The following is a 26,261-nucleotide window of genomic DNA, read 5'->3' as shown; positions in this document are numbered from 1 at the left end:
AAAGAGCATTAGAAACCGGCTGTCTGAAGTCATATATCGAGGCGGCAAGTGCCGCTTTCCACCGCGGCTCCGGACATCGAACTGGGGCAGCCATGAGCAAATCACCAGCCACCCGAACCGCCAGACGTGAACGGCCGCTCTCGCCGCACCTGACGATTTACCGCCCACCGATCACCATGACGATGTCGATCATTCACCGCATCACTGGCGGGGCGCTGTATTTCGGCACGCTGCTGGTCGCCGCGTGGCTGATGGCGGCGGCGAGTTCGCAAGGCGCTTTCGATTGGATCAACTGGGCCTTCGGCACCTGGCTCGGCCGGCTCATCCTGTTCGGCTACACCTGGGCGCTGATGCACCACATGCTGGGCGGCGTGCGCCATCTCGTCTGGGACACCGGCGCCGGGCTGGAGAAACACACGGCATCGAAGATCGCCTGGGCGACGCTCGCCGGTTCCATCTTGCTCACGCTGCTGATCTGGGTCGCCGGCTACATGGCGCGGGGAACCTTGTGATGAGCGGCACGAACAACAACAATATGCGCACGCCGCTGGCCAAGGTCCGCGGTCTGGGCTCGGCCCGCGAAGGCACCGGGCATTTCTGGCGACAGCGGCTGACGGCCATTGCCAACATCCCGCTGATACTGTTCTTCGTCGGGTTCCTGATCGCGCTCAATGGCGCCGGCTTCGCCGAGGTGCGGGCGGCGCTCGCCAGTCCGTTCGTGGCGCTGGTGTTGGCGCTGGTGCTCGTTTCCGGTCTCACCCATATGCGTGTCGGCATGCAGGTCATTATCGAGGATTACGTGCATGCCGAAGGCATGAAGCTGGCGCTGATCGCACTCAGCACGTTTTTCACCATAGCGGTCGGCGTCGCCTCGATCTTCGCCCTGCTCAAACTGGCATTCGGAGGCTGATTTGGCCAAGGACGCGAAATCGGCCACCGGCTATACCTTTGTCGACCACAAGTTCGACGTGGTGGTCGTCGGCGCCGGCGGCGCCGGCCTGCGCGCCACGCTCGGCATGGCCGAGCAGGGCCTGCGCACGGCCTGCATCACCAAAGTGTTCCCGACCCGCTCGCACACGGTGGCGGCACAAGGCGGCATTGCCGCGTCGCTGTCCAACATGGGTCCGGATTCCTGGCAGTGGCACATGTACGACACCGTCAAGGGTTCGGACTGGCTGGGCGACGTCGACGCCATGGAATATCTGGTGCGCGAGGCACCGGCGGCGGTCTACGAGCTCGAGCATTACGGCGTGCCGTTCTCGCGCACCGAAGAGGGCAAGATCTACCAGCGGCCGTTCGGCGGACACATGATGAATTATGGCGACGGCCCGCCGGTGCAGCGCACCTGTGCTGCCGCCGACCGCACCGGTCACGCCATCCTGCACACGCTCTACGGCCAGTCGCTGAAGAACAATGCACAGTTCTTCATCGAGTATTTTGCGCTCGACCTGATCATGGAACCGGACGGCACCTGCACCGGCGTCGTCGCCTGGAACCTCGACGACGGCACTATCCATCGCTTCTCCGCCAAGATGGTGGTGCTGGCGACCGGCGGATATGGCCGCGCCTATTTCTCGGCGACGTCGGCGCACACCTGTACAGGCGACGGCGGCGGCATGGCGGCACGGGCCGGCTTCCCGTTGCAGGATATGGAGTTCGTGCAGTTTCATCCGACCGGCATCTACGGCGCCGGCTGCCTGATCACCGAAGGCGCGCGCGGCGAGGGCGGCTATCTCGTCAATTCCGAGGGCGAGCGCTTCATGGAGCGCTACGCGCCGTCGGCCAAGGACCTGGCCTCGCGCGACGTCGTCTCGCGTTGCATGACGCTGGAGATCCGCGAAGGCCGCGGGGTCGGCAAGAACAAGGACCATATCTTCCTGCATCTCGACCATCTCGATCCGGCCGTGCTGCATGAGCGGCTGCCGGGCATTTCGGAATCGGCCAGGATTTTCGCCGGCGTCGACCTGACCAAGGAGCCGATCCCCGTGCTGCCGACGGTGCACTACAATATGGGCGGCGTGCCGACCAATTACTGGGGCGAGGTGCTGAACCCGACTGTCGAGAATCCTGACCGGGTGTCACCCGGGCTGATGGCGGTCGGCGAGGCCGGCTGTGCCTCCGTGCACGGCGCCAACCGGCTGGGCTCGAACTCGCTGATCGATCTGGTGGTGTTCGGCCGCGCCGCCGCAATCCGCGCCGGCCAGGTCATCGACCGCAATTCGGCGATCCCTTCGCCCAACGAAGCCTCGGTCGAAAACATCATGGACCGCTTCGACCGGCTGCGCCACGCCAATGGCTCGACGCCAACCGCCGTTCTGCGTGAGAAAATGCAGAAGGCGATGCAGGAAGACGCCGCCGTGTTCCGCACACAGGAGTCGCTCGAAAACGGCTGCAAGCGCATTTCGCAGATATGGACCGAGCTCAAGGACCTGAAAGTCTCCGACCGCTCGATGATCTGGAATTCCGACCTGGTCGAGACGCTGGAGCTGGAAAATCTGATGGCCAACGCCATCACCACGGTCTACGGCGCCGAGGCGCGCAAGGAGAGCCGCGGCGCGCATGCGCGCGAAGATTTTTCGGCCCGAGACGACATTATCTGGCGCAAGCATACGCTGGCCCGGCTAAGCGAGGACGGCCAGGTGAGCCTCAGCTATCGTCCCGTGCACACCGAGCCGCTGGTGGCGGAAAAGGACGGCGGCATCAGTCTTGCCAAGATCGCGCCGAAGGCCAGGGTATACTGACCATGGTGCCGAAGCCCGTCATCCGAAAGGATCTGAGGTAATGGTCGAACTCACGCTTCCCAAGAACTCCAAGGTGCAGCCGGGCAAGACCTGGCCGAAGCCGGAGGGCGCCACCAACCTGCGGGAATACCGCATCTACCGCTGGTCGCCCGACGATGACGAGAACCCGCGCATCGACACCTATTTCGTCGACATGGACGATTGCGGGCCGATGGTGCTCGATGCGCTGCTCTGGATCAAGAACAAGATCGACCCGACGCTGGCGTTGCGCCGCTCCTGCCGCGAAGGCATTTGCGGCTCCTGCGCCATGAACATCGATGGCTCCAACACGCTGGCCTGCACCAAGGGCTGCGACGACATTTCCGGCGCCGTCAAAGTCTACCCGCTGCCGCATATGCAGGTGGTCAAGGATCTGGTGCCCGACCTCACCAATTTCTACGCCCAGCACGCCTCGATCCAGCCATGGCTGAAGACAGTGTCGCCAGAGCCAGCCAAGGAATGGCTGCAGAGCCATGAGGACCGCGAAAAGCTCGACGGGCTCTACGAGTGCATCCTATGCGCCTGCTGCTCGACCTCGTGCCCGAGCTATTGGTGGAACGGCGACCGCTATCTCGGCCCGGCGACGCTGCTGCAGGCCTATCGCTGGCTGATCGACAGCCGCGACGAAGCCACGGGCGAACGGCTCGACGATCTCGAAGACCCATTCCGGCTCTACCGCTGCCACACCATCATGAACTGCGCCCAGACCTGCCCGAAGGGGCTCAACCCGGCCAAGGCGATTGCCGAAATCAAAAAGATGATGGTGGAGCGTCGGGTTTAGTTGAGGCGAGTTCGCTCGCGGCAATCTCGGACGCGGCGATCCTTCGCGCCCCCCTCTGTCCTGCCGGACATCTCCCCCACGGGTGGGGAGATTGGCCGTCATCGCGGCTTTCGCCAATCTCCAAGGTTGAAGGATGGCGCGCTGTCGGCGAAGCTGCCGATCTCCCCCCGCGTGGGGAGATATCCGGTAGGACAGAGAGGGGGGCGCTGTCTCGCCGGCGCTAGAAAGGATACTCAACCCAATGAGCGAAGAGCTTCCAATCCTTAATCCGGTCGAAGCCCGTGTGCTCGGCTGCCTGATCGAGAAGAAGGAGCTGACGCCGGATGTCTATCCGCTGACGCTGAATGCAGCACTTGTAGCCGCCAACCAGAAGACGGCGCGCGAGCCTGTGATGGCGCTCGAGCCGACAGAGGTGCATCGGACGCTGAAGCTGCTCGAGCAGAAGGGGCTGGTGCGTCAGATGTTCGGCTCGCGCGTCGAGCGCTATGAGCATCAGATGGCGCAGCGCTTCTCGCTAACGAGGCCGCAGACTGCGGTGATCGGCCTGCTTTTGCTGCGCGGGCCGCAGACGGCGCATGAGTTGCTGGCGCGAGCTGAGCGCATGGCGCGGTTTTCGTCGATCGAAGACCTGCGCGCTGAACTCGACATGCTGATCGGCCGCCGACCGCCGCTTATCCAGGAAATACCGCGCGGGCCGGGGCAGCGCGAGGACCGTTTTGTGCATCTGCTCGCCGGCCCCGTGGACGTTGCTGCCCTCTCTGCACAACGGAGTTCGCCGGTCCTGCCGGCCTCTGACCTGGAAGCAAGGATTGAATCGCTGGAGCAGGAAGTCGCAGCGCTTCGCGCCCGGCTTGATGCGCTGGGGGCTTAACTATCACCGGAGCGTTGGCGCGACGGATCGCTGGCCTCTGAAAATGCAAACGCCGGCGTTAAGCCGGCGTTTCTCACTTCGAATCCCTTCGTTTCACCCCAGCTTCGCGTCGAGCGATACTTTGATGGCGCCGAGCGCCTTCGAAACCGGGCATTCGGCCTTGGCCTTCTCGGCCAATTCCTTGAACTTCGCCGCATCGATGCCCGGTACCTTGCCGATCAGGGTGATGGCGCTGCCGGTGATGCCGGTGCCGGGGACCAGCGTCACCACCGCCTTGGCGTCGAGTTCAGTGGCGGGCGTGCCGTTCTCGGCCAGGAAATGCGACAGCTGCATGGCGTAGCAGCCGGCGTGTGCCGCCGCGATCAACTCTTCGGGATTGGTGCCGGATTTGCCGCTCTCGTCCTCGAAGCGAGCCTTGAACGAATAGGGCGTGCCCTTCAAGGTGCCGCTCTGGCTGTCGAGCGTGCCCTTGCCTTCCTTCAGATTGCCTTTCCAGACGGCGTTTGCGGTGCGGTCCATAAAATTCTCCTTGATTACAGCGACAGCGCCGGCCACGCGGCGTTCCCTCCAACTATAGCGCGGCGGCAGGGGAAGACCACCGCGCTGTTTCGGCCGGATGCGACGCCGGCGTGCCCTGCAAATTTTTTCTGAAAAATGTGCGTGCAAAAATGTCGACTTGCATCGGCGCCGGCCGTCCTGCGAGCGTCCACGGATTCTCGTGGCGGATGGAGATCCAAGATGAACAATCTGTTTTCTGCCCATTGGAACGACGCCGACAAAAGCGCGCGTCTACACGAGATCGACTGCTCGCGACCTTCCGGCTTCGGCCGGCTGCTTGCTGCGGTCGCTGTGATCGGCATTGCGGTCTGCGTGCTCGACCACGCTGCTGCCGGCAGGGATGCCGCCGGCGCCGTGATCGCATATGCTTCGTCACAGCAAGGGAGCTGGAAATGAAATATGTCTGTCTGGTCTACGGCGAGGAAAAGGACCTCCATGCCATGACGCCGGAGCGTCTGGCCAAGCTCGACGCCGATTCGATGGCCTATGACCGATCATTGGACCAGCAAGGCAAGCTGATCATCGCGCAGGCGCTGCAATCGGTGAAGACGTCGAAGACGGTGCGGCGGCGCCAAGGCAAGCGGCTGATCACTGACGGTCCGTTTGCCGAAACCAAGGAGCAGTTGCTTGGTTTCGTCATGATCGAAGCCGACACTCTCGAACAGGCGCTGGAGATCGCCGGCAAAATTCCGCTGGCCGAAATCGGCACCGTCGAAGTCAGGGCGATCTACGACGTGCCGGGGTCGTAAGGCAGCAGCGGCGAGGTCATGCAGGCCGGCGGATCATATCCGCCGCCTTCTCGGCGATCATCACCACTGGCGAGGCGGTGTTGCCGGAGACGATGCGCGGCATGATCGAGGCGTCGACGACGCGCAGGCCCTCGACACCGGTCACGCGCAGGTCCGGGCTGACGACGGCGCGGCCGTCGACACCCATCCTACAGGTGCCGACCGGGTGGAAGATGGTCGTCGCGATCGAGCCGATCTGGTGCAGCAGGTCCTCGTCCGACTGGTGGGCGAGACCAGGCAGGATTTCTTCCGGATGGAAGCCGGCAAGAGCCTTGGCGGTCATGATGCTGCGCGCCTGGCGCACCGAACGCAGCGCGATCTCGCGGTCGCGCGCCGTAGAGAGGTAGTTCAGCCGGATCTCCGGCTGCACGGCCAGCTCGCGCGTCGTGGTATGCACCGAGCCGACGCTCTCGGGCCGCAGATTGCAGACCGACATGGTGATTGCCGGGAACGGGTGCAGCGGGTCGCCCAGCCGGTCGGTAGACAAGGGCTGGACGTGGTACTCCAGGTCCGGCGTCGCCATCGACGGATCGGATTTCGAGAACATGCCGAACTGGCTCGGCGCCATCGACATCGGTCCCGAGCGGCCAAAGGCATATTGCAGCGCGATCTTCGCCTTGCCGCTCAGGCTGTTGGCTAGCGTGTTGAGCGTCAGCGCCGACGACACTTTGTAGACAGTGCGGATCTGCAGATGGTCCTGAAGGTTCTCGCCGACATCGGGGCTGGCGTGAACCACATCGATGCCGAGCGCGGCGAGGCGATCCGGCTCGCCGACCCCGGAAAGCTCCAGCAGTTTCGGCGTGTTGATCGAGCCGGCGGTCAGCAGCACCTCGCTCCTGGCCTTTGCCTCGATGGTTTGGCCGCCGACGCGATAACAAACGCCGATAGCACGCTTGCCCTCGAACAACACCGTCTCGACATGCGCGTTGACGACCAGCCTGAGGTTCGGCCGTCGCAGCGCCGGGCGCAAGAATGCCTTGGCTGTGTTCCAGCGCACGCCCTTGCTCTGGTTGACTTCGAAGAAGCCGGACCCCTCATTGTCGCCGTCGTTAAAATCCTCGCGCGGCATGATGCCGAATTCCTTGGCCGCCTCCTGCACGATGTTCAGGATCGGCCACGACAGGCGTTGCCGCGCCACTTTCCATTCGCCGCGGGAGCCATGCAGCTCGGTCTTGCCGCCATGATGGTCCTCGGATTTGAGGAAGTAGGGCAGCACATCGTCCCAGCCCCAGCCGACATTGCCCATCTGCCGCCAGCCATCGTAGTCCGCCGCCTGGCCGCGCATGTAGATCATGCCGTTGACCGAGGTGCAGCCGCCCAGCACCTTGCCGCGGGGATAGACCAGCGAGCGGCCGTTCAGGCCGGCTTCGGGGGCAGTCTTCATCATCCAGTCGGTGCGCGGATTGCCGATGCAATAGAGATAGCCGACCGGGATATGCACCCAGTGATAATTGTCGCTGCCGCCGGCCTCGAGCAGCAGCACGCGCGTCGCCGGGTTTTCGCTCAGGCGATTGGCCAGCACGCAGCCGGCGGTGCCTGCGCCGACAATGATGTAGTCGTAGTCGCCATCGAGCCGTTGGGTCATTGCGGTGGTTTACTCGGCGGTGTTCTACTCGGTTCTGCGGCGTGTTCGGCCCAGAACGATCGCAGCGTATCGGCAAGGCCGCAATAGGCGCGATAACGCCTGTTGTAATGGTCCTGCATGGCCGGGTTCGGACGGTAGGCGGCGCTTGACCGGGTCATGGCGTCGACGCCGGCCTCATAGTCGGCGAACAGGCCGGCCGCGACCCCGGCGCCGATTGCCGCGCCAAGCGCGCCGGTCTCGCGCGCCTCAGGCACGGTGATCGGCACCCCAAGCCCGTCGGCGAAGATTTGCGGCCAGTGCTCGCTGCGCGAGCCGCCGCCGGACAGGACCGCCTTGTCGAAGCTGACACCGGCGTCCTTCAGGACATTGATGTGGCGCCTATGCTCGAACATCACGCCCTCGAACAGCGCGCGCAGCATATGGCCTTCCTTGTGCCAGCCGGCAAGGCCGTAGAAGCCGGCGCGGTATTCCGCCCCTTGCCACGACCCGTAGAGAAACGGGTGGAACATCGGATCGTCCCAGGCCGGCGTCACCGCGCCGACAGCCGCATTGCAGTGGCCGAACGGATCGTCATAATGGGCACCGCGCTCGACGCGAAGTCGGCGTTATCGCTAAGCGGTTGCATCATTAGTGCCCGTGACGAGCGACCTGAACCCAGGACGTCCGATCTCGGCGTCTGGATGATTAGGGGGCCAGCTCTGTTTTCTCATCAGATACAATTCTTGCGTGTTGAAGCAACGCCGGAGTTCTCCTATCGTCGCCGCAATTTTCGGGGGAATTCGACATGCCTTTCCTGATTGCTATTCTCGGCGTGCTGGGAGCCGGGGCGTTCTGGTGGTATCGCATGAAGGCCATGAACGAAGCCGCGCGCGAGGTCGCCGACGTCGTCGGCCGCGTCCAGGGCAACATAAGGCGCAAGAAGCTGCGCAAGCAGGCGGCGCTGTCGCCGCTGACGGCGATCGACGATCCGGTGGTGGCGGCGGCAACGCTGATCACCGCACTGGCAGCGGAGCACGGCCCGATCCTGCCGAAGCGCGAAACGGTCATCCGCGAGGTGATCTCGCAGATTGCGGACAACCAGAAGAAGACCGATGAAGCCGTCGTCTACGCCAAATGGGCCGCGGCGCAGATCGACGACACGACGATCGTCATCGACAAGCTGGCGCCCTTCCTGCGCGAGCGCCTCGATCCGCATGAGCGCGAAGATCTGCTGCAGATGCTGGATCGTGTTGCCAAGAGCGGCGAGCAGAGTTTCAAGGTCGCCGACCAACGCATGCTGCGACTGCGGCAGAAGCTGGGGTTTGAGGTCAACTGAGAAACAGCCCGGGCGCATGTCATTCTGGATAGCGAGCGTGGTAGGATCGGCTGCCGCTTACCTTATCGGCTCTACGCCTGCCGGCTATCTGGCGGGGAAACTGCTTAAGGGCATCGATATCCGGGAGCACGGCTCCAAGTCCACCGGTGCGACAAATGTATTGCGCACACTCGGGAAATGGCCAGCATTGGTGGTGCTTCTGGTGGACGTGCTGAAAGGGGCGGCAGCGGTCATCTTTGCCCGTTGGTTTTGTTTCTGGTCCTCCGCAACGCCGCCGTCGGCAATATCTGATATGCCCGTTTGAGCTCCTTGGATTGTATGCCTGGCCGGACTCGCTGTTTTGCTTGGGCATAGCCGTTCGATCTGGCTGAATTTCACCGGCGGCAAATCGGCTGCGACGGGGTTGGGTGTTTTGTTGGCGATGTCCTGGCCTGTGGGCCTAGGCGCGGCGACGGCATTTGCCGTGGTGTTGGCAGTTTCCCGAATTGTGTCCCTGAGTTCGATGCTGGCGGCGCTCACCGCGATCGCCCTCGTCGGCGGCATGGGACAACCATTGCCCTACCGGTTGCTGGTCATCGCCGGCGGCATCTACGTGATCGTGCGCCACCGCGCCAACATTGCGCGGCTGATGTCAGGAGCCGAGCCGCGTCTATGACAAAGCGGCACTCATTCCCGGCCTAAATCGCCTCACCCTTGAGCAGCCGTGGTGTGCCGTTGGACAACCCCGACGCCTGGCGGATGAAGAACTCCTTCAGCCTGGGCATCCGTTCGACAAGGCCGAGGCCTATGTCGCGGAGCTGGCGCAGCGGGCCGATGTCGTTGGAAAACAGCCGGTTCAGCACATCTGTGGTGACGCCCATCTGCACCGTGTCGAAGCGGCGCCATTGCTGGTAGCGCTCGAGCACGTCGAGCGCGCCGATATCCTGTCCCAAGCGATCGGCCTCGACCACCACTTCGGCAAGGGCCGCCACATCCTTGAAGCCGAGATTGAGGCCCTGGCCGGCGATCGGGTGGATGCCGTGCGCGGCGTCGCCGGCAAGTGCTACGCGCGGGGCGACGAAGGCGCGCGCGATGGTCAGGCCGAGCGGCCAGGCGCGCGGCTTGTCGGTGACGCGGATTTCGCCGAGCTTCAGGCCGAAGCGCAATTCAAGCTCCTGCTCGAAGACGAGGTCGTCGCCCGAGACCAGCTTTTCGGCATCCTCGGAACGTTCGACCCAGACCAGCGACGAACGGTTGGTGCCGTCCTCGGTCGGCTTGAGCGGCAGCGTTGCAAACGGGCCGGCCGGCAGAAAATGCTCTTCGGCGCGGCCATTGTGCGGGCGCTCATGCGCCACCGTGCAGACGATGCCGGACTGGCCATATTCCCATTTCACCGTCTTGATGCCGGCCATGTCGCGCAATTTGGAATTGACGCCGTCGGCGGCGACCAGCAGCCGCGCCTCAATCGCCGCGCCGTCGGCCAGATGCACGGTGATGCCGGCGCCATTGCCGTCGAACGATGCGACCGCGACACCTTCGATGATGTCGATGCCGAGCTTTTGCGCGCGGCGGCGCAAGGCGCTGTTCAGGTCCTTGTTGGCGACCATGTGGGCGAACGGTTCGCCCGGCGCGACCTCGCCATCGAAGGTGAGAAACACCGGACGCACCGGATCGGCGGTGCGCGAATCGGTGACGATCATCTCGGTGATCGCCTGCGATTGCCCGACGATTTCCTGCCAGACGCCGAGCTGGTCGAGCATGCGGCAGGCGGCGGCGGCGATCGCCGAGGCGCGGCGGTCCTTCTGCCAGACGCCGGCGGGGGCAGCATCAACGACCGCCACGGCGAGGCCCGGCCGCGCCTGTTTCAGCGACACGGCGGCGGCGAGGCCGACATAGCCGGCGCCAGCGACCAGCACGTCGAGCGGGGTTTTTGCGTCCGGGTTGCGGTTCGCCATGTCAATTCCTTTCGAAGTCTCGACCATCCCCGCCCACTGGGGCATTCCGGCCTTGACTGCCCGCCATTCCTGTCGGAAACCGCCATAGCATCTTACGGCGAGGTCACGAAGCATGACGGCGGCCATGGACGAGCTTCTCAGCATTCTCGACCTCGAGCAGCTGGAACACAATCTGTACCGTGGTCGCAGCCCCAAGCTCGACTGGCAGCGCGTTTTCGGCGGCCAGACCATCGCCCAGGCGCTGGTCGCCGCGCAGCGCACCGTCGAGCCCGAGCGCCACGTGCATTCGCTGCACGGCTATTTCATGCGGCCCGGCGACACCAAGGTGCCGATCGTCTACGAGGTCGACCGCATCCGCGATGGCGGCTCCTTCACCACGCGGCGCGTGGTGGCGATCCAGCACGGCCAGGCGATCTTTTCGCTGGAAGCCTCGTTCCAGCAGGACGAGGTTGGCCTTGAGCATCAGCTGCCGATGCCGCGCGACGTGCCGCCGCCCGACAGCCTGTTGTCGCAGCGCGAATTGCTGGGCAAGTTCGGCGAGGCGGTGCCGGACGGCATCAAGCGCTACTGGGAGCGTGACCGGCCGATCGAGATGAAGCCGGTGATGCTGAAGCATTACACCAGCCGCGAAAAGCTGGAGCCGCAGCAGAACATCTGGATCCGCACCACCGGCCCGGTGCCGGCCGACCGCGGCATCCAGGCGGCGGTGCTTGCCTACCTCTCCGACATGACGCTGCTCGACACCTCGACCTTTGCGCACGGCCGCGCCATTTTCGACCGCGACATCCAGGCGGCGAGCCTCGACCATGCGATGTGGTTCCATCGCAGCCATCCGCTCGATGACTGGATCCTGTACACGCAGGACAGCCCGTCGACGCAGGGGTCGCGCGGCTTCACCCGCGGCTCGCTGTTTGCCCGCGACGGCACGCTGATCGCCTCGGTTGCCCAAGAAGGCCTGATCCGGCTGAAGCGGCCGCCTGCGGAATAGGCATTTTCGAAAAATTGCCTACTTTTTAATCAGTGACTGTCCGTTGACAGTGCGCACCGTGGCGCCGGGACTCGAGCGATCCGTTTGTTTACAATGAGTTAACACCCTGCTTCGGCAACTGGCACGGAGCTTGAATCCTGTTGGGCACTCTCCGGGCTTTTTGGGATCGGTGAAGGTGTGCAAACGCGGGGGACCGCAACAGCAAAGGGTGAAACCTTATGAAAATCGTGATGGCAATCATCAAGCCGTTCAAGCTCGACGAGGTGCGCGAAGCGCTCACCGCCGTCGGCATCCAGGGCCTGACCGTCACCGAAGTCAAAGGCTACGGGCGTCAGAAGGGACACACGGAAATCTATCGCGGGGCGGAATACGCGGTCAGTTTCCTGCCGAAAATCAAGATCGAAGTCGCGGTTAGCACAGACCTGGTCGACAAGGCCGTCGAAGCCATCACGGCGGCGGCCAAGACCGGCCAGATCGGCGACGGCAAGATCTTCGTCTTCGGCATCGATCAGGCGGTGCGCATCCGTACCGGCGAAACAGACACCGACGCACTTTGAGCGGCGAACACGTATTCCAATGGAGAGTTCAATGAATATACCTTCCACCTTGAAGTCAGTGGCGCGCTCCGCGCTGCTGGGCTCCTTAGCGCTCGGAGCATTGGGCACGGTTGCTGCCTTCGCGCAGGAGGCGGCTCCCGCCGTCGCGGCGGCAGCGCCAGCAGCGCCGGCTTTTACCGTCGACAAGGGCGACACCACGTGGATGATGATTTCCACCGTGCTGGTGCTGTTGATGACCATTCCCGGCCTTGCGCTTTTCTACGGCGGCCTGGTTCGTACCAAGAACATGCTGTCGGTGCTGATGCAGGTCTTCACCATCACCAGCGTGGTCATGATCATCTGGGTCTTCTACGGCTACAGCCTCGCCTTCACCCCGGGCAACGCCTTCGTCGGCGGCCTTTCGAAGATGTTTCTCTCCGGCGTCAACGTATCGACGCTTTCGGAAACCTTCAGCAAGGGCGTCGCCATTCCTGAACTGGTGTTCGTCGTCTTCCAGATGACCTTCGCCTGCATCACGCCCGCCCTGATCGTCGGCGCATTCGCCGAACGCGTCAAATTCTCCGCCTTGATCCTTTTCGTTATCCTATGGGTGACGTTAATCTACTTCCCGATCGCGCACATGGTCTGGTTCTGGGGCGGCCCGAGCGCCTATGCCGACCCGTCCGGCCTGATCTTCAGCTTCGGCGCCATCGACTTCGCCGGCGGCACGGTCGTTCACATCAATGCGGGCATTGCCGGTCTCGTCGGCGCGCTGATGATCGGCAAGCGCATCGGCTACAAGAAGGACATCATGGCGCCGCACTCGATGACGCTGACCATGGTCGGCGCTTCATTGCTGTGGGTCGGCTGGTTCGGCTTCAACGCCGGTTCGAACCTCGAAGCGAACGCCTATGCGGTGTTGGCGATGATCAACACCTTCGTCGCCACGGCGGCGGCGGCAGTGGCCTGGATCGTGCTTGAATCGCTGCTGCGCGGCAAAGCCTCCATGCTCGGCGCTGTTTCGGGCGCGGTCACCGGCCTCGTCGCGATTACGCCGGCTGCAGGTTTTGCCGGCCCGATGGGCGCTATCGTGCTTGGCATCGTCGCCACCTTCGTCTGCTACTTCTTCGTCTCGGTGGTGAAGAACACGTTCGACTATGATGACAGCCTCGATGTCTTCGGCGTCCACTGCGTCGGTGGCATCATCGGTGCGCTAGGCACTGGCATTCTGGTCAATCCCGCCCTCGGCGGCGCCGGCATCGTCGACTATTCGACGGCCGACTTCGCCGCCGGCTATGCCGGCACGGCCACGCAGCTCCTGGCGCAGGGCAAAGGCGTCCTGGTAACCCTGCTGTGGTCGGGCATCGGCAGCGCAATCCTCTACAAGGTCGTCGACTTGATCATCGGTCTGCGTCCGACAGCCGACGCCGAGCGCGAAGGCCTCGACCTGACTTCGCATGGCGAAGCGGCCTACCACTCGTAAGCCTTGCGGGGCGGCCTCGGCCGCCCGCATTCTCCCATCCCGTCGTGACGCTCCCGAAAGGAGTTCACGCTTTGAGGCCCGGGTCATTCCGGGCCTCTCTTTTTGGCAACCGTGCTGGCAGGCCTCCGTCCCTGCGCAATCACGTTCTAGTGATGGCCGCCGGCGGGGAGACGTCGACCGGATTGGTTCCGAACTGTTGAGACTGCCTACAGTGGAGTGAGCAAGATCGTGGCTCTGGGTGCGTATAGTTAATGCGGCCTTAACCTTCCCCCCGATAGTCTGACATCCGAATCTGCCGGAGTGCGTCATGCGCCCGGCCAGTCCATGACAGACGGGGAACGAAGCATGCGTTCAGGGGCTTCAGCACCGCTCGCGCTGACCGATACGGGGCACGGCATCCAGGCATTCGCGCGGCGCCAGGTCGGGCGGCTGGTCGGCGCCGGCTTGTTTGCGCTGGTCGCCTTTGGCGTCGCGGCGCTGGCGACCTGGAACGTCGCCGATCCCAGCTTCTCGCACGCCACCGACAACATCGTCACCAACGCCATGGGCTATGCGGGCGCGGTATTCTCCGACCTCGCCATGCAGTTCTTCGGCCTTGCCGCGGTTGCCGCCCTGGTGCCGGCGGTGATCTGGGGCCTTCTTCTGTTTTCGGCGCGCGGCGTCGACAGGCTGCCGAAGCGCGGCCTTGCCTGGTTCGGCTTCGCGCTGCTCGCGGCGGCGATGGCCGGCTGCGTGGTGCCGCCCAAGACGTGGCCGTTGCCGACCGGCCTCGGTGGCGTGCTCGGCGACATGGTGCTCAATGTTCCGGGCCTGGTCATTGGCGGCTACCCGACCGGCATCGTTGCCAGCATCATTGCCATGGTGCTCATTGCGCCGGCGCTGTGGCTGTTTGCCTATGGCTCGGCGCTGATTGCGCGCAAGAACGGCTTTGCCGTCATGGAGCGCACCGCGGAGCCCGATCCCCGAGAGGACGACCTGCTCTTCGACGAAGACGACGACGAGGGCGACGAAGGGATACTGGCGCTCGGCGCCATTACCCATTGGTGGCTGTCTTTCCGCGCCTGGATGCATCGACGGGCTGTGCGCCGCCAGCAGGAGCGCGACGAGTTAGAGCCGGAGATGGAGCAGCGCTCCACCGCATGGCGCCGCGCCGCCGAACGGGTCGAATCGGCGGAATTCGCCGAAGCGCGGATGAGCCCGGATGGCCGCGCCCGCGTCGAGCCGGAATTCTTCGCCGCCATGGTCAATGACCGCAGCGTTTCCGTCGATCCGGACGATGACGACGTCCTCGATGCCGGTTTCGACAATGGCGACGAGGAGGTCGAACTCGACGACGAGCCGGTCCAGCGCCGTGCCGCGCCGAACGCCAAGGTGCAGAACTTCCGGTCAGATGCGGCGACCCGCGTCGCCGCACCTGCGCCGCGTCCCGCTCCCGGCGCGCGCGTCCAGCGCGAGGCGCAGACCTCGCTGATCGGCTCGGAAACATTCGAAATGCCGTCGCTGCATTTCCTGTCGGAGCCGAAGAACGTGGTGCGCGACGCCAGCCTGTCCAAGGACGCGCTGGAGCAGAATGCGCGCCTGCTCGAAGGCGTTCTGGAGGATTTCGGGGTCAAGGGCGAGATTATCGCGGTGCGGCCCGGCCCCGTCGTCACGCTCTATGAACTGGAACCGGCGCCCGGCATCAAATCGTCCCGCGTCATCGGCCTGTCCGACGACATCGCCCGCTCGATGAGCGCGATTGCCTGCCGCGTCGCCGTGGTGCCGGGCCGCAACGCCATCGGCATCGAATTGCCGAATGCCAAGCGCGAGACCGTCTATCTCCGGGAGATCCTGGCCAGCCGCGATTTCGAGACGACCAAGTCCAAGCTGGCGCTGGCGCTGGGCAAGACCATCAATGGCGAGGCGGTGATCGTCGACATCGCCAAGATGCCGCATGTGCTGGTCGCAGGCACCACCGGCTCCGGCAAGTCCGTCGCCATCAACACCATGATCCTGTCGCTGCTCTACAAGCTGACGCCGCAGGACTGCCGGCTGATCATGATCGACCCGAAGATGCTCGAACTTTCCGTCTATGACGGCATCCCGCACCTTCTGACGCCGGTGGTCACCGACCCGAAGAAGGCCGTGGTGGCGTTGAAATGGACGGTGCGCGAGATGGAGGACCGCTACCGCAAGATGTCCAAGGTCGGCGTGCGCAACATCGACGGCTTCAACGCGCGCGTGCAGTTGGCTGAAAAGAAGGGCGAAAAAATCTCGCGCACCGTGCAGACCGGCTTCGACCGCCAGACCGGCGAGGCGATCTACGAGACCGAGAACCTCGATCTCGAGCCGATGCCCTACATCGTCGTCATCATCGACGAGATGGCCGATTTGATGATGGTCGCCGGCAAGGACATCGAAGGCGCGGTGCAGCGCCTGGCACAGATGGCGCGCGCGGCCGGCATCCATGTCATCATGGCGACGCAGCGTCCGTCGGTCGACGTCATCACCGGCACCATCAAGGCCAATTTCCCGACCCGTATCTCCTTTCAGGTGACGTCGAAGATCGACAGCCGCACCATTCTGGGCGAGCAGGGCGCCGAGCAGCTGCTCGGCATGGGCGACATGCTGTACATGGCCGGCGGCGGCCGCATCCAGCGCGTGCACGGCCCGTTCGTCGCCGACGACGAGGTCGAGAAGATCGTCGCCCATCTGAAGCTGCAGGGCGTGCCCGAATATCTCGACGCCATCACCGAGGATGACGGCGAGGACGATGACGAGCCGTCGGGCAAGGGCGGCGCTGGCGGTGGCGGCAACAGCAATTTCGAGGATTCCGACGATCCCTACGACCAGGCGGTCTCGGTCGTGCTGCGCGACGGCAAGGCGTCGACCAGCTATATCCAGCGCCGGCTCGGCATCGGCTACAACCGCGCCGCCTCGATCATCGAGAAGATGGAGAAGGAAGGCATTGTCGGCCCGGCCAACCATGCCGGCAAACGCGAAATCCTGGTGCCGACCGAGGACGACAAGTTCTGATCAGCCGATACGGCCCGGCGGCAACCTTGAACCTTTTGGCGCGTTACAGCGACTGAGCGCTGTCCGGCCCGCCAAACTTAAGTCTAACTGGGGGTCCACGGACTGCAACGAGACACACACCACACGAGAGTGACCGGCATGAAAAACGATCTTTCCGCGATCAGCGATTTCGCTCCAAACCGTCGCCAGTTGCTCGGCCTTGGCCTGATGCTTGCCGGCGCCGCGGCCATCAACGTCGTGCCGGGGTTCCAGCTCTTGGCCTCGGCGCAGGCGGCAGTGCCGCCGACGGCGCAAAAGATCGCCGACCATTTCTCCTCGGTCAAATCGATGAGCGGCGAGTTCGTCCAGTTCGGCCCCAACAACCAGCAGACCGGCGGCAAGTTCTTCCTTGAGCGGCCAGGCAAGATTCGCTTCAACTATGACGGCAAGTCGAATTTCCGGGTGATTTCCGACGGCAAGTCGGTGGTCATCCTCAATAAGCGGCTGAAAACGTCCGATCTCTATCCGTTGTCGAAGACGCCGCTGAAGCTGTTGCTCGACACCAAGATCGACCTCTCGGGGGGCCGCGTGAAATCGATCAAGGAAGAGAGCGACCTCACCACCATCCAGCTTGCCGACAAGTCGGTGTTCGGCAATTCGAAGATCACCATGATGTTCGATCCGAAATCCTATGATCTGCGCCAGTGGACCATCACCGACGCGCAGGGCAAGGACACCACGGTGATGATCTACAACACCAAGGAAGGCGTCAGCTTCCCTGCGGACACCTTTGCCATCGACTATGCGGCGAACCGCGAGCTGAACACCAACCAGCGCTAGATGCGGTGAGGCCGGCCTGCCAATGGCGATCTCCTGCGCTTCCGGTGCTCACGTGGTTTAAGTACGCTCCGCTCCGGTTCTCGGAGACCGCCATTCGACTCGGCCTGACCTGAATCAGAGCCGCCGCCCGCAAAGGCTGGCTTGTGTTTGTGGCGCTAGGCTGGCAGTAGATCGGCGACCTTGTTCGGACCGCCGCATGCCCTTCTCCATCGCCACCTGGAACATCAACTCCGTGCGCCTGCGCATGCCGATCGTCGAGCGGCTGCTGACGGAGCAGGCGCCCGATGTGCTTTGCCTGCAGGAGACGAAGGTTCCCGACGAGCTGTTTCCGGAAAAGGCGTTCCGCAAGGCCGGCTACGAGCACATCGCATTCCATGGCCAGAAGGGCTATCACGGCGTTGCGACGGTGGCGCGGCGGCCGATCGAGATTGTCGAGAAACGGCGCTTCTGCGAGATCGATGACAGCCGGCATCTGTCGGTCAAGGTGCAGGCCGGCGGCAAGGCAATCCTGGTCCACAATTTCTACGTGCCGGCCGGCGGCGACGAGCCCGATCCGGAGATCAACCGCAAGTTCCGCCACAAGCTCGATTTCGTTGCCGAGATGAACGCCATCCGCGCCGCGCATGACGAGGTGTCGGCCTCGATCCTGGTCGGTGACCTCAACATCGCTCCGCAGGAGCACGATGTCTGGTCGCACAAGCAATTGCTCAACGTCGTCAGCCACACGCCGGTCGAGACGCAAAATTTCGACGCGATGCGGATCGCCGGCGACTGGGTCGACCTGATGCGGCTCGACGTGCCCCCAGAGCAGAAGCTCTACACCTGGTGGAGCTATCGCGCGCGGGACTGGGAAGCCTCGAACCGCGGCCGCCGGCTCGACCATGTCTGGTCGTCACCGAACCTGGTGCCGAGCTTTGCCGGCTATGAGATCCTGCGAGAGGCGCGTGGCTGGGAGCGGCCCTCGGACCATGTGCCGGTGATTGCGCGGTTCGACCTGGATTAGGCGTGCCGATATTCAGGTGAGGCCGGCCTGCAAATGGCCGATACCTGCGCTTCCGGTGCTCGCGTACTTTGAGTACGCTCCGCTCCGGTTCTCGGTATCAGCCATTTTCGACTCGGTCTGACCTGAATCTCGACACACCCAAGCGTGAGCGCGGTCGCGGGGACCTACCCGCCAAACCTTGGCGCCAGCTTCTCGATGCGGGCGATCATGGCTTGGAAATCATCGAGGATGCGCTGGTGCAGTTTCACCGCCACCTCGGGATATTCCTCCAGGATGCGGCGAAACATCTTGCGGCTCAACCTTATCACTTCCGAATCGGTCTCGGCCGAGGCGCTGGTCAGCCGTCTTGAGTCGGCGATCAGCGCCAGTTCGCTGAGGATCGTGCCGGGGCCGGCGGTGCCGATCGGGATGCGGTCGCCATCCTGCTCCCGGTAGAGCACGATGCGGCCACTGACCACGATATAGGCTGAGTCGGCTTCGTCATCCTCGCGGTACAGCTTGCGGTCGGCCTGCAGATGGGTGGCTTCGGCGCCGAAGGCGAGCAGGCGCAGCTGTTCCTGCGTGAAACCCTCAAAGAGCTTCACGGCGGACAGGATGCGGATGTCGTCATCCAGCGCCATCTCTAGCTGCGTCCCCGAACGGTCAGTCCAATCCCTCCCTTAGAGCGCCGCGTGTCCAATTGAACGCGCAAAGGACGCTCTAACACTTCAATCTGCGCAACGGGCCGATCCAGGCTCCCCCAGCCGGATCCTCCCCGAAACAGTCCCGCCCCGACCGCTTATCGAACAATGAAAAGTTTAAGGAACCAGCTTGTAGCCGCCGCTTTCTGTCACAAGAATTTCAGCATTGGAAGGATCGCGCTCGATCTTCTGGCGCAGCCGGTAGACGTGAGTTTCCAGCGTGTGCGTGGTGACGCCGGAATTGTAGCCCCACACTTCCTCGAGCAGGACGTCGCGCGTCACCACCTTCTGGTCGGCTCGATAGAGATATTTGATGATCGAGGCTTCCTTCTCGGTCAGCCGCACCTTGCCGCCGCGCTGGTCGATCAGAAGCTTCTGGCTGGGCTTGAACGTGTAGGGCCCGACCGAAAAGGTGGCGTCCTCGCTCTGCTCGTGCTGGCGCAGTTGTGCGCGTATGCGGGCGAGCAGCACGGCGAAGCGGAACGGCTTGGTGACATAGTCGTTGGCGCCCGCCTCGAGGCCCAGAATTGTGTCGGAATCGGTATCGTGGCCGGTCAGCATGATGATCGGCGCCTTGTAGCCGCCCTTGCGCAGGATCTTCACCGCCTCGCGGCCATCCATGTCCGGCAGCCCGACATCCATGATGAGCAGGTCGATGAGGCCGCCGCGCGCCGCGGCGACGCCTTTGGCTGCGGTCGCTTCCTGCAAGACGTCGAATTCTTCGTAAAGGGCCAGTTGCTCAACGAGGGTTCCGCGCAGGTCGTCATCGTCGTCAACGATCAGAATGGTACGTGATGTCATGGATCAATCCATTGTTTTGAAAAGAATTTTCAGTTGACCGCCCCCCATTTATGCGGAAGCTGACCGGCGCAACAGTCCGATCACAGTGATTTGTTCCGTGACACGATCATACAAGAAAAAACGCGATCGCAATGCAGCCGGCGCAATTTTGCCGAAAGGGCTGCGTGTGCTGGTGGTTCGGGCGAGGCCGGGCAACCCCAGCCAGGGGATATTGCAGGCCGGCAGCAAGGTGTTTGCCTGTGCGCTCGGACGCGGCGGCATCTCGGCCAATAAGCGCGAAGGCGACGGTGCGACGCCGCTTGGCGAGATGCGGATTTTGTCAGGATATTTTCGGGGCGATCATTTCGCGGCCGGCCGCAAAACCCGGCTGGCGATGGCGCCGATCGGCGCCGATCTCGGCTGGTGCGAGGTGCCGGACGACCGCAACTACAACCGACCGGTGAAAATCCCCTATGGCGCCAGCCATGAGCGAATGCGGCGCGACGACCGCCTCTATGACGCCTGCCTTGTGCTCGACTGGAACATGGCGCCGCGCCGGCGCGGCCGCGGCAGCGCCATCTTCTTCCATCTGGCGCGCCCAGGCTTCACACCGACGCAAGGCTGCGTGGCGGTGACGGCGCGGACAATGGCGCGGCTGTTGCCGCTGGTGTCGGACCGGACGGTGGTGAGGGTGGTGAGGTAGGGAGTAGGGAGTAGGGAGTAGGGAGTAGGGAGTAGGGAGTAGGGAGTAGGGAGTAGGGAGTAGGATGGTCTCGGCGTCGTTTCAATCCTTCACTACTCACTACTCACTACTCCCTACTCACCATTGCCTAACGCCTTCTCGGCTTCTGCCACCCAGTGTCCAGCAATCCAAGCCGGCCGAGTTCCCGGTCCACGGCCCGCGTCACGTCCTTGCGCTGCGCGCCGACGTCGCGCAACTGGCGATCCGAAAGGTCCTCCACGTCCTGGCGCGGCAGGTTGATGGCGACTTTCGCCTGGCGAAGCCAGTCCGTTACGGCATGCAACCAGTTCGAGCGAGCTGCTGGCGAGTTCAAAACGAAGATGGACATGATGCGCTCCGTGTTCCGCCGGATATCAAATCCGGCTTGATGGTGTTTCGATGGATGCATCATGCCGCATTGAAATCCATAAGAGAAACGAGTAGTTCTTTTCGGATCGTCAAGTTTTATTTGAGGATACGGTGATGTCCCGTCTGTTGCCCGGAACGCGCGCGCTGAGGACTCTGGATGCCGCCGCCCGCCACCTCAATTTCACCCGCGCTGCCGACGAGCTCGGGCTGACGCCGGCGGCGGTCAGCCACCAGATCAAGGAAATCGAGGATCAGCTCGGGCTGGTGCTGTTCACGCGAACCAGTCGTACCATCCGGTTGACCGAGGCAGGTACGGTGCTGTTCGAGGCCTCGATCGATGCGCTCGACCTGCTCAACCGGGCGGTGTCGCGGGCGCGCAAGCTGACGCGCGGCACGGCATTGCTGAAGGTGACGCTCGACGCGCAGTTCGCGTCAAAATGGCTGATGCGGCGCGTCGACGATTTTCGCAAACTTCAGCCCAGTATCGAGCTGAGGTTCGACATCGGCTACGAAGTGCGCGATTTCGAACTCGACGACGTCGATGTCGGCATCCGGTTCGGGGTCGGCAAGTATCCGGGGCTTCGCGCCCATCGCCTGTTCGACAACATCCTCATTCCGGTGTGCAGCCCGAGCCTGCTGACCTCCGGCCCGCCGCTGCGCGAACCGCGCGACCTCTTCAACCACACGCTTGCCCATATCGAATGGTCGCGCCAAGGCGTGACATGGCCGAACTGGCGCATGTGGATGGCGGCGGCCGGCATCAACGATTTCGACGACAGTCGGACTATCGTGTTTGGAACCTCTACCGATGCCGTGCAGGCGGCGCTCGACGGCAATGCCGTGGCGCTCGCCGAGTTCGCCATGGTGGCAAACGACCTTTCCCAGGGAAGGCTGGTGCAGCCCTTTGAACTCGGTCTGCGCGTGGGGCCGGAGTTCGGCTACTTCCTGGTCTATCCCGAGAGCACTGCCAACGATCCGCGCATCATCGCTTTCCGCGAATGGATCCTCGACGAAGTCGCCAGGACGCAGACCTGACGACTTCTGCAGGCCTCAGCTGGCGACGACCGGCGCCCCGAACCAGCCGATCACCGCGCCGATGATCAACACCACGCCGAGCCAGTGGCCGCCGTCGATCAGGGTCAGGTCCCAGCCGAAATTCTCATAGCGATGGTTGGCCATCAGCGTCGTGGCGACGAAACCCAGCCAGAGGACGAAGCCGAAGACCAGCCCTGCGACAAGGACCGGCTCGCCGCCGGTCATCGCGCCGACGACCAAGGCCAAGACCAGCGCCATGATCAGCTCGGCGATGAAGGAGATGATGAAGGGCAATATCGATTTCTTTGACGTTGACGGATCGATCCTGGCCGCCCTCATCCAAGGCTTGCTGAGGGCCGTGTACCAGACGGCGCCAAACAGCCACGCCGCGACGGCCGCGACAACCACCGCCAGCCAGTTCACCACTGAAAAATCCATAAAGTCCTCCCCTCAAGCATGCAGCCCAAAGCCTGACGGTTCTGGGATAACGACATGCGTATTCTTCAAATCAATGCGCGATGGAACGCCTGTTCGGCAATGCCGTCAAGCGAAGCGCCACACCGTGGTGCGCTTGACCAGGGCGTCCTCCAGCGCCCGCGTCACCGCCACTTCGTAGACTGCGAGCGGCTCCAGTCCCGCCTTCGGCATGTAGGAGCGGCCCGGATCGCCGACGAGGATGTCAGCGCCGCGCGCCTTCAGTGTCGAAAACCACGGCATCAGCATGTCGGCGAAGGATTTGTCGTAGAAGACGTCGCCGGCCAGCACCACGTCCCAGCCGGCGTCGGTGCCGATGCAGTCCGTGCCGCAAAAGTCGATGGCAACGCCATTGGCCTCTGCGTTGAGGCGGATCGCCGTTTCGCAGAACGGGTCGATGTCGGCGGCGATCACCTGCGCCGCACCCGCCTTGGCGGCGGCGATGGCGACAAGGCCGGAGCCGGAGGCGAAGTCGAGCACGCGTTTGCCCCGCACATCCGACGGATTGTCCAGCACGTAACGGGCAAGGCCCTGACCGCCGGCCCAGGCAAAGGCCCAGAACGGCGGCGGCAGGCCGATTTCAATCAGCTCGTTCTCCGTGCGCTGCCAGAGGTCATGCGCTTCTTCGGCAAGATTGAGGACAATCTCCGGCACATGCGGCGGCGACATAAGCGCCGTGTTGTCGAGAATGAACTTTTTCGCGCTGTTCGGCGTGAGGACCGTCACGGAGCCGGCGTCAGGCCGCCCATGCGGCAGACTTCCTTCCATTCGGCCGGCGTCACCGGCTGTACGGAAAGCCGTCCAAGCCGCACCAGCGCCATCTCGGCAAGCTTCGGATTGGCCTTGACCTGCTCCAGCGTCGGCGGGTTCGGCACGTCCTTGAAGGCGCGGATGTCGACGCATTCCCAGCGCGGATCGTCGGTGGTGGTATCCTGATGGGCAAGCGCGCAGACCTCGGCAATGCCGACGACGTTCAGCCCCTCATTGGAGTGATAGAAGAAGCCGAGATCGCCGATCTGCATCGCCTTCATGTTGTTGCGCGCTGCATAGTTGCGCACGCCGTCCCACTGCGTGCCGGCCTTGCCCTTGGCCTTCAGCGCCTCGAAGGAGAAGACCGAAGGTTCGGATTTGAACAGCCAGTAGTTCATGTCTTTGCTCCAACTACTATTTTTGCGCAATTCCGGACGGAAAACCGTTACACACTTTTCCTGGGATCGCTCTAAGCGCCGCCGGAACTAACTAGCCGCCGGCTTGTTGAAGGTCCAGTTCCACTGGCGGGTTTCGACACTTTCGAACAGCCCGGCCTTGGCATAGGGGTCGGCAGCCGACAGCGCCTGCGCACCGGCGAGATCGGGCGCTTCGACGACGACGAGGCTGCCGTTGGGCTTGCCTTCGGCGTCGAGGAACGGGCCGGCAAAGGCCAGTTTGTTGTCGGCGTTCAGGCCTTCGAGAAAGGCGACGTGCACCGGCCGCGTATCGACCCGCACCTGCAGGCTGCCCGGCTTGTCCTTGCAAATCAACGCAAACAGCATGTTAAACTCCGGTTTGTTTGGGGATCAGAGGTCGGTTTCGGTTTTCAGGGGTCGCGTCATCAGCGCGGACACAGCCTGCCGAATGGTGATCGTGCCGTCCAGTATCGCCGACACCGCAGCGATGATCGGCGCGTCGATGTGGCGCTCGGTGGCGATGCGGGCGGCGATCGCCGCCGTCGGCACGCCTTCGGCGAGCGGCAGTCCGGACAAGGGCTTACCTTGCCCCAGCGCCAGCCCATAGGCGAAATTGCGCGACTGGGCGGAAGAGCAGGTGAGCAAAAGGTCGCCGAGGCCGGAAAGCCCCATCAGCGTCTCCGGCTTGGCGCCGAAGGACGCGCCGATGCGGCGCAGTTCGACGAAGCCGCGCGTCACCATGGCGGCCTGCGCGCTGGCGCCGAGCCCGGCGCCGGTGACGGCGCCAGCGGCAATGGCGAAGACATTCTTCAAAGCGCCGCCGATCTCGACGCCGATCAAATCGTCGCTGGAATAACAGCGCAGATTCTGCGCCGAAAAGCGCGCGGCAAGCTCGGCCGCCAAGGCGTCGTCGCGTGCAGCAACCACGACAGCGGTCGGCAGACCCCTGGCGACGTCGACGGCAAAGCTGGGACCGGACAGGGCCGAAACCGGAGTTTCGGGCAGAATCTCATCAACGATCGCCGACAGCAGCGCGCCGGTGTCGCGCTCAATGCCCTTGGCGCAGAGAACCAGCGGGATGCCTTTCGGCATATGGGGCTTTGCCGTCGTCAGCATGGCGCGCAGCGCCTGCGCCGGCGCCACGGCCAGCGCGCAATCGGCATCGGTCAGGGCCGTGCCGATATCGCTCGTCGCCGCAATGCCTGTTTCAATGGCGATGCCGGGGAGATAACGCGGGTTCTCGCCGCGGCGGATCGCGGAAACCGTCTCTTCGTCGCGGGCGTAGAGCCGGACATCGTGACCGGCGCGCAGCATCGCCAGCGCCAGCGCCGTGCCCCAGGCGCCGCCGCCAAGCACGGCGACGCGCCAGCCGGTTCTGTCCCTGCCGCTTGTGTTGCCGGCGCTCATGCTTTCGCTCCACGCCGGCCGGAGCCGACCATCGGCGCCGAAATGCTGTCCAGCGGCCAGCGCGAACGCGGCACGAAATCGAAGCCGTTCTCTTGCGACAGGCCAGCCCGCAACCGCTCGATCCCGGCCCAGGCGATCATCGCCGCATTGTCGGTGCAAAGCTTCAGCGGCGGCGCGACAAAGGCGAAGCCGGCCTCGGCGCACTGCTTCTGCAGCGTCGCCTTGATCGCTCTGTTGGCGGCGACGCCACCGGCAACGACCAGCGCCGGCTTGGCCTTGTCCGGAAATTCGTCGCGAAAGCGGGCCAGCGCGCGGGCCACGCGGTCGCCCAGCGCATCGGCTACCGCCGCCTGGAACGAGGCGCAGATGTCGGCGACATCCTGCTCGCTTAGCGGCTGGATGGCGGTCGCCGCCTGGCGCACGGCGGTCTTGAGGCCGGAGAAGGAGAAATCGGGCTGCGCCGAGCCCCTCATCGGCCGCGGAAAGGCAAAGCGCGTCGCATCGCCGGACATTGCCGCCTTTTCGACGTTCGGGCCGCCGGGATAGGGCAGGCCGAGCATTTTGGCCGTCTTGTCGAAAGCTTCGCCGAGCGCGTCGTCGATGGTCGTCGCCCAGCGTTGGTAGTCGCCGACGTCGCGCACGGCGACGATCTGGGTGTGGCCACCGGAGACCAGCAGCAGCAGATAGGGGAAGTCGAGCCCGTCGGTCAGCCTTGCGGTCAATGCGTGGCCTTCGAGATGGTTGATGGCGATCAGCGGCTTGCCGGCGGCCGCTGCAATCGCCTTGGCCGTCATCAGGCCGACGATCAGCCCGCCGACCAGGCCGGGGCCGGCAGTGGCGGCAATGGCGTCGATGTCGGCCAGGGCTACGCCCGAATCCGCAAGAGCGGCCTCGACAATGCCGTCCAGCGCCTCGACATGGGCACGCGCGGCGATCTCCGGCACGACGCCGCCGAAGGCGGCGTGCTCCTCGATCTGGCTGAGCACGATGTTGGACGCAATCACCGGCACGGAATCGCCGTCCAGCGTCACCACGCTGGCGGCGGTCTCGTCGCAACTCGTCTCAATGCCCAGAACGCGGATCAATTCGTCGCTATCTCCAGAGATTGTGTCGCCGGACTTTCCTAGTTAGTAGAGGCGGGCCTCGCTACAGGGAGAGCGCCGGAAACGCAAA

The 26,261-nt window shown here is 63.8% G+C and carries 28 protein-coding genes and 2 pseudogenes; 17 read left to right on the top strand and 13 right to left on the bottom strand.

All coding sequences use genetic code 11. From position 1 onward, the window contains the following. The first annotated feature begins 92 nt into the window (after nt 1-92). The 5 genes from sdhC (at nt 93) to ACYG97_RS22485 (ending at nt 4,432) form a co-directional block, all read left to right on the top strand. The gene (gene sdhC, locus ACYG97_RS22505; protein ID WP_023683884.1) at nt 93-512 is read left to right on the top strand and encodes a succinate dehydrogenase, cytochrome b556 subunit; all 420 of its coding nucleotides are present in this window, start codon (nt 93-95) and stop codon (nt 510-512) included. After that, nucleotides 512-910: a succinate dehydrogenase, hydrophobic membrane anchor protein gene (sdhD, locus tag ACYG97_RS22500; RefSeq protein ID WP_023732900.1), complete on the top strand. Its 399-nt coding sequence runs from the start codon at nt 512-514 to the stop codon at nt 908-910. The genes sdhC and sdhD overlap by 1 nt, the downstream gene beginning before the upstream one ends. Nucleotide 911: 1 nt before the next feature. Further along, nucleotides 912-2,741, top strand: a complete 1,830-nt coding sequence (gene sdhA, locus ACYG97_RS22495) for a succinate dehydrogenase flavoprotein subunit (protein WP_023687711.1) — start codon at nt 912-914, stop codon at nt 2,739-2,741. 40 nt (nt 2,742-2,781) lie between these two features. Continuing rightward, a complete protein-coding gene (locus tag ACYG97_RS22490) occupies nt 2,782-3,561 on the top strand; it encodes a succinate dehydrogenase iron-sulfur subunit (protein WP_023670510.1) in 780 nt (259 codons plus the stop codon). A gap of 241 nt (nt 3,562-3,802) precedes the next feature. After that, on the top strand, nt 3,803-4,432 hold the full coding sequence (locus ACYG97_RS22485) for a YceH family protein (protein ID WP_023732901.1): 630 nt from the start codon (nt 3,803-3,805) through the stop codon (nt 4,430-4,432). A 93-nt stretch (nt 4,433-4,525) separates the two neighbouring features. Here ACYG97_RS22485 and ACYG97_RS22480 read toward each other — a convergent pair whose 3' ends face one another. After that, nucleotides 4,526-4,951, bottom strand: coding sequence for an OsmC family protein (locus tag ACYG97_RS22480; RefSeq protein ID WP_023726055.1), 426 nt, complete (start codon nt 4,949-4,951; stop codon nt 4,526-4,528). Between the two features lie 219 nt (nt 4,952-5,170). On the opposite strand from ACYG97_RS22480, the gene ACYG97_RS22475 reads away from it, so the two are divergent. Then, nucleotides 5,171-5,386: a hypothetical protein gene (locus tag ACYG97_RS22475; protein WP_023687714.1), complete on the top strand. Its 216-nt coding sequence runs from the start codon at nt 5,171-5,173 to the stop codon at nt 5,384-5,386. Further along, nucleotides 5,383-5,739 (top strand): YciI family protein, encoded by a 357-nt coding sequence (locus tag ACYG97_RS22470; protein ID WP_023670506.1) that lies wholly within the window; start codon nt 5,383-5,385, stop codon nt 5,737-5,739. Before ACYG97_RS22475 ends, ACYG97_RS22470 begins: the two co-directional genes overlap by 4 nt. A gap of 16 nt (nt 5,740-5,755) precedes the next feature. On the opposite strand, the gene ACYG97_RS22465 is transcribed toward ACYG97_RS22470, so the two are convergent. Then, complete coding sequence (locus tag ACYG97_RS22465; protein WP_023732902.1) at nt 5,756-7,363, bottom strand: GMC family oxidoreductase; 1,608 nt, start codon at nt 7,361-7,363, stop codon at nt 5,756-5,758. Continuing rightward, a pseudogene (locus tag ACYG97_RS22460) lies at nt 7,360-7,950 on the bottom strand (FGGY-family carbohydrate kinase); the annotation flags it as partial. The pseudogene ACYG97_RS22460 and the gene ACYG97_RS22465, both read right to left, overlap by 4 nt. A 197-nt stretch (nt 7,951-8,147) precedes the next feature. Here ACYG97_RS22460 and ACYG97_RS22455 point away from each other — a divergent pair. Next, nucleotides 8,148-8,678, top strand: a complete 531-nt coding sequence (locus ACYG97_RS22455) for a hypothetical protein (RefSeq protein ID WP_023670503.1) — start codon at nt 8,148-8,150, stop codon at nt 8,676-8,678. A 16-nt stretch (nt 8,679-8,694) separates the two neighbouring features. Beyond that, nucleotides 8,695-9,333, top strand: a pseudogene (plsY, locus tag ACYG97_RS22450) (glycerol-3-phosphate 1-O-acyltransferase PlsY). Between the two features lie 22 nt (nt 9,334-9,355). On the opposite strand, the gene ACYG97_RS22445 reads toward plsY, so the two are convergent. After that, nucleotides 9,356-10,612 (bottom strand): ubiquinone biosynthesis hydroxylase, encoded by a 1,257-nt coding sequence (locus ACYG97_RS22445; RefSeq protein ID WP_023732903.1) that lies wholly within the window; start codon nt 10,610-10,612, stop codon nt 9,356-9,358. A gap of 112 nt (nt 10,613-10,724) precedes the next feature. Here ACYG97_RS22445 and tesB point away from each other — a divergent pair, with 112 nt between their 5' ends. The 6 genes from tesB (at nt 10,725) to xth (ending at nt 18,456) form a co-directional block, all read left to right on the top strand. Further along, nucleotides 10,725-11,600: an acyl-CoA thioesterase II gene (gene tesB / locus ACYG97_RS22440; protein WP_023687727.1), complete on the top strand. Its 876-nt coding sequence runs from the start codon at nt 10,725-10,727 to the stop codon at nt 11,598-11,600. A gap of 218 nt (nt 11,601-11,818) precedes the next feature. Continuing rightward, the gene (locus ACYG97_RS22435; RefSeq protein ID WP_023670499.1) at nt 11,819-12,157 is read left to right on the top strand and encodes a P-II family nitrogen regulator; all 339 of its coding nucleotides are present in this window, start codon (nt 11,819-11,821) and stop codon (nt 12,155-12,157) included. Nucleotides 12,158-12,188: 31 nt separating this feature from the next. Next, the gene (locus ACYG97_RS22430) at nt 12,189-13,619 is read left to right on the top strand and encodes an ammonium transporter (RefSeq protein WP_023670498.1); all 1,431 of its coding nucleotides are present in this window, start codon (nt 12,189-12,191) and stop codon (nt 13,617-13,619) included. Nucleotides 13,620-13,964: 345 nt separating this feature from the next. Continuing rightward, complete coding sequence (locus ACYG97_RS22425; RefSeq protein WP_023732904.1) at nt 13,965-16,634, top strand: DNA translocase FtsK; 2,670 nt, start codon at nt 13,965-13,967, stop codon at nt 16,632-16,634. A 138-nt stretch (nt 16,635-16,772) separates the two neighbouring features. Beyond that, nucleotides 16,773-17,453 carry an outer-membrane lipoprotein carrier protein LolA gene (locus ACYG97_RS22420; protein WP_023670496.1) on the top strand — a complete coding sequence of 227 codons (681 nt, stop codon included), beginning with the start codon at nt 16,773-16,775 and terminating at the stop codon, nt 17,451-17,453. 196 nt (nt 17,454-17,649) lie between these two features. Then, nucleotides 17,650-18,456 carry an exodeoxyribonuclease III gene (xth, locus tag ACYG97_RS22415; RefSeq protein ID WP_023670495.1) on the top strand — a complete coding sequence of 269 codons (807 nt, stop codon included), beginning with the start codon at nt 17,650-17,652 and terminating at the stop codon, nt 18,454-18,456. A gap of 164 nt (nt 18,457-18,620) precedes the next feature. On the opposite strand, the gene ACYG97_RS22410 is transcribed toward xth, so the two are convergent. Then, entirely contained in the window at nt 18,621-19,076 is a 456-nt protein-coding gene (locus ACYG97_RS22410) for a cyclic nucleotide-binding domain-containing protein (protein ID WP_023730228.1), read from the bottom strand. A gap of 177 nt (nt 19,077-19,253) precedes the next feature. Further along, the gene (locus ACYG97_RS22405) at nt 19,254-19,937 is read right to left on the bottom strand and encodes a response regulator transcription factor (protein ID WP_023670493.1); all 684 of its coding nucleotides are present in this window, start codon (nt 19,935-19,937) and stop codon (nt 19,254-19,256) included. A 145-nt stretch (nt 19,938-20,082) separates the two neighbouring features. Between ACYG97_RS22405 and ACYG97_RS22400 the strand changes: the two genes are divergently transcribed. Further along, the gene (locus ACYG97_RS22400; protein WP_196813612.1) at nt 20,083-20,619 is read left to right on the top strand and encodes a L,D-transpeptidase family protein; all 537 of its coding nucleotides are present in this window, start codon (nt 20,083-20,085) and stop codon (nt 20,617-20,619) included. Nucleotides 20,620-20,746: 127 nt separating this feature from the next. Here the strand turns inward: ACYG97_RS22400 and ACYG97_RS22395 are convergent, their stop codons facing one another. Beyond that, nucleotides 20,747-20,986: a hypothetical protein gene (locus tag ACYG97_RS22395; protein ID WP_023670491.1), complete on the bottom strand. Its 240-nt coding sequence runs from the start codon at nt 20,984-20,986 to the stop codon at nt 20,747-20,749. Between the two features lie 134 nt (nt 20,987-21,120). Here ACYG97_RS22395 and gcvA point away from each other — a divergent pair, with 134 nt between their 5' ends. Beyond that, complete coding sequence (gene gcvA / locus ACYG97_RS22390; RefSeq protein ID WP_023732905.1) at nt 21,121-22,041, top strand: transcriptional regulator GcvA; 921 nt, start codon at nt 21,121-21,123, stop codon at nt 22,039-22,041. A gap of 15 nt (nt 22,042-22,056) precedes the next feature. Here gcvA and ACYG97_RS22385 read toward each other — a convergent pair whose 3' ends face one another. The 6 genes from ACYG97_RS22385 to tsaD all read right to left on the bottom strand — a co-directional run bounded on the left by ACYG97_RS22385 (nt 22,057) and on the right by tsaD (nt 26,170). Beyond that, a complete protein-coding gene (locus ACYG97_RS22385) occupies nt 22,057-22,479 on the bottom strand; it encodes a DUF1761 domain-containing protein (RefSeq protein ID WP_023732906.1) in 423 nt (140 codons plus the stop codon). Between the two features lie 105 nt (nt 22,480-22,584). Further along, a complete protein-coding gene (locus ACYG97_RS22380) occupies nt 22,585-23,283 on the bottom strand; it encodes a class I SAM-dependent methyltransferase (protein ID WP_031261994.1) in 699 nt (232 codons plus the stop codon). Further along, nucleotides 23,238-23,663 (bottom strand): EVE domain-containing protein, encoded by a 426-nt coding sequence (locus ACYG97_RS22375; RefSeq protein ID WP_023670487.1) that lies wholly within the window; start codon nt 23,661-23,663, stop codon nt 23,238-23,240. Before ACYG97_RS22375 ends, ACYG97_RS22380 begins: the two co-directional genes overlap by 46 nt. A gap of 87 nt (nt 23,664-23,750) precedes the next feature. After that, nucleotides 23,751-24,047, bottom strand: a complete 297-nt coding sequence (locus tag ACYG97_RS22370; RefSeq protein ID WP_023732908.1) for a YciI-like protein — start codon at nt 24,045-24,047, stop codon at nt 23,751-23,753. A gap of 24 nt (nt 24,048-24,071) precedes the next feature. Continuing rightward, nucleotides 24,072-25,088: an NAD(P)H-dependent glycerol-3-phosphate dehydrogenase gene (locus ACYG97_RS22365; RefSeq protein WP_023732909.1), complete on the bottom strand. Its 1,017-nt coding sequence runs from the start codon at nt 25,086-25,088 to the stop codon at nt 24,072-24,074. Further along, nucleotides 25,085-26,170 (bottom strand): tRNA (adenosine(37)-N6)-threonylcarbamoyltransferase complex transferase subunit TsaD, encoded by a 1,086-nt coding sequence (gene tsaD / locus ACYG97_RS22360; protein WP_198029682.1) that lies wholly within the window; start codon nt 26,168-26,170, stop codon nt 25,085-25,087. The genes ACYG97_RS22365 and tsaD overlap by 4 nt, the downstream gene beginning before the upstream one ends. Nucleotides 26,171-26,261 lie beyond the last annotated feature (91 nt).

The organism is Mesorhizobium sp. W067 (assembly GCF_054719525.1).
The sequence above is the reverse complement of the archived record's forward strand: the minus strand, read 5'-3'. Positions and strand labels throughout refer to the sequence as shown.